Source organism: Actinomadura sp. NPDC048032, from assembly GCF_040653175.1.
Classification (GTDB): domain Bacteria; phylum Actinomycetota; class Actinomycetes; order Streptosporangiales; family Streptosporangiaceae; genus Spirillospora; species Spirillospora verrucosospora.
The window spans coordinates 1-2,782 of the sequence record NZ_JBEZJP010000667.1; the positions used below are offsets into that span (position 1 = coordinate 1).

A 2,782-nucleotide genomic window follows, 5' to 3' on the forward strand; every position below is an offset into this window, starting at 1 on the left:
ATGCCGTTGACTCCTCACGCAGGTCCGAAACGATCTCTCTTCCGCGTTCATCTGAACACACGATCACGTCGATGAACGCCTCGCCGCCGGAGCGGTAGGGCCCGGTGGCGTCGGCGAAGGCCCGCCACGTGCCCGGGTCGTCCGCGGAGCCGAAGCGCTCCGCGAGCTTCCGCAGCAGCATCGGCGGCGTCACGGCCTTGGTGAACGCGACGCACTGCTCGACGGAGTCGAACGGGAACCGCACGACGAACTCGGTCACCGACACGTCGGCGAACCCCGCCGCGGCCACCTCGGCGGCGAGGCGCTCCGGGTCGGCCATGCTGAACGGGCCCGGCGTTCCGGGCGGCGGGGGCGGCAGTTCGAGCCGCTCGCTCAGCACCCGGAAGCCCAGCGAGATCGCCGGCGCGCTCGGCGCCTCACCCCACACCGCCGCGGCGAGCACGCCCCCGGGGGCCAGGAGCCGGGCGAGGCCGCGGAAGGCGGCGACGCGGTCCACCGCGAACATCAGCCCCCAGCGGCTGAGCACGACGTCGAACGAGCCCGCCGGCAGGTCGATGGACTCCACGTCCGCCTCGGCGAACACGAGGTTCGGCGTGCCCTCGGCCCGGCGCCTGGCCAGGTCGAGCATCGCCGGGGAGATGTCCACTCCGGTCACCCTCCCGGTGGGCCCCACCCGACGGGCCGCCGTCAGGGCGGGCTCCCCGTGGCCGGTCCCGACGTCGAGGACCGCCTGGCCCTCCCGCACGCCGCCGAGGTCGAGCAGCCGCCGCGTCACCGCGGCGGCTCCGAGCTCGAACCTCTCCTGCGCCGCCGCCCAGTTCGCGCTGAGGGCGTCCCAGGAGGCCCGCTGTCCCTCCTTGACGGCGACGGGGTCGATGCCCGCGGCCGTCACGAGTTCACCTCCACGTCCCGCGGCACGTGCATCGTGAGCGGCTCCCACCATTCGCGGTTGTCCCGGTACCAGGCGACGGTCTCCGCGAGGCCCGCGGCGAGGTCCCGGCGCGGCCGGAACCCGAGCTCCGCCGCGATCTTCGTGCAGTCCATCGCGTACCGGCGGTCGTGGCCCCTGCGGTCCTCCACGTACGACACCGCGTCCCAGCCCGCGCCGCACTGGGCGAGCAGCCGCCCGGTCAGCTCGCGGTTGGTCAGCGGAACGCCGCCGACGTTGTAGACCTCGCCCGCCCGGCCCTTCGTCAGCGCCAGGTGCACGGCGCGGCAGTGGTCGTCGACGTGCAGCCACTCGCGGACGTGGAGCCCGTCGCCGTACAGCGGCGCCTTCCCCCCGTCGAGCAGCTCGGTGACGAACAGCGGGACGATCTTCTCGGGGAACTGGTACGGGCCGTAGGTGTTGCAGCCCCGGGTGATCCGGACGTCCATCCCGAAGGTCCGGTGGCAGGCGAGCACGACGAGGTCGGCCGCGGCCTTGGACGCCGCGTACGGGTTCCCCGGCGACAGCGGGTCCCGCTCGCTCCACCGCCCCGTCCCGATCGGCCCGTAGACCTCGTCGGTCGACACGTGCACGAACGGGGCGGTGCCGTGGCGCCGCGCCGCCTCCAGCAGCGTCTGCGTGCCGAGGACGTTGGTGACGACGAAGTCCTGCGCGCACCGGATCGACCGGTCGACGTGGGACTCCGCGGCGAAGTGGACGATCGCGTCGTGGGCGGCCACGAGGTCGTCGACCACCGCGGCGTCCGCGACGTCCCCGTGGACGAAGGCGAAGCCCGGCGCGCGGCGCACCGGGTCGAGGTTGGCCGGGTTGCCGGCGTAGGTGAGCTTGTCCAGGACGGTGACCTGGTGCGCGCCGCCCCCGGCCCGTTCGGGCCCGAGGAGCCGGCGCACGTAGTGGGACCCGACGAACCCGGCGCCGCCGGTCACGAGGATCCTCATGAGCCGGCCCGCGCCCGGCGGCGGGCGCCGCGGACCCTCACCGCCCGCTCCGGAGCAGCCGGTCGCGGGCCGCGGCCAGATGGTCCGGCGTCGTGCCGCAGCAGCCGCCGACCACGTCCAGGGAGAACTCCGCGTCCCAGCGGGCGACCAGATCGGCGAACTCCTCGGGCCCCATCGCGGCGGGGACGTGCCGGTCGACGTGCGCCGAACGGGGGATGCCGCCGCGGTCCTCGATGTTGGGGTAGACGCCGATCGGGCCCGAGCAGGCGTCCCGCAGCGCCCGCAGCGCCGTCTCGCTGTCGGCGGGAGCGGTGCAGTTGACGAGCACGGCCTCGGCGCCGTCCCGTTCGGCGGCGGCGGCCGCCTCGGCCAGCTTCTCCCCCGACAGCAGCCGGGCGTCGGCGTCGCACACGAAGCCGACCCAGGCGCGGGCGCCCGCCCGCCGCACCTCCTCCAGCGCGATGCGCGCCTCGCGCTCGGAGTTCATCGTCTCGACCAGCACGAGGTCCACGCCCACCCGCATCAGCTCCGTCGCCAGCCAGCGGTGCTCGTCCCGCAACTCGTCGTCGGGAGGGACCAGGTCGGGCCGGTAGCAGTCCTCGACCGGCCCTACCGAGCCCGCGACCAGGGGGCGGTCCGCGTCCTGCGGCCCGTCCGCCCGCCCGTCCTGGACGGCGCGGACCGCCGACTGGGCCACGCCCACGGCGGCGTGCACCATCCAGGCCAGGCCGGCGTCGAAGAGGCCGAGGCGGCTGAGCGCCCGCAGGTTGCACCGGAAGGTGTTGGCGGTGATCACCTGCGCTCCGGCGCCCAGGTAGCCCTGGTGGATCCCGCGCAGCCGCGTGCGGTCCGCCTCGGTGTTCATGGCCCGGTTGGTCCACCACGGGCCGTCGAC

General features: G+C 74.9%; 3 protein-coding genes. All 3 read right to left on the reverse strand.

Features of this window, described 5'->3' with window-relative positions; all coding sequences use genetic code 11:
* Positions 1-892: class I SAM-dependent methyltransferase (locus AB0C69_RS40810; RefSeq protein WP_360361950.1), on the reverse strand; the 892-nt coding region annotated here is incomplete at its 3' end.
* Positions 889-1,887 (reverse strand): dTDP-glucose 4,6-dehydratase, encoded by a 999-nt coding sequence (gene rfbB, locus AB0C69_RS40815; RefSeq protein WP_345182123.1) that lies wholly within the window; start codon positions 1,885-1,887, stop codon positions 889-891. The genes rfbB and AB0C69_RS40810, both read right to left, overlap by 4 nt.
* A 37-nt stretch (positions 1,888-1,924) precedes the next feature.
* Positions 1,925-2,782: homocysteine S-methyltransferase family protein (locus tag AB0C69_RS40820; protein ID WP_360361953.1), on the reverse strand; the 858-nt coding region annotated here is incomplete at its 5' end.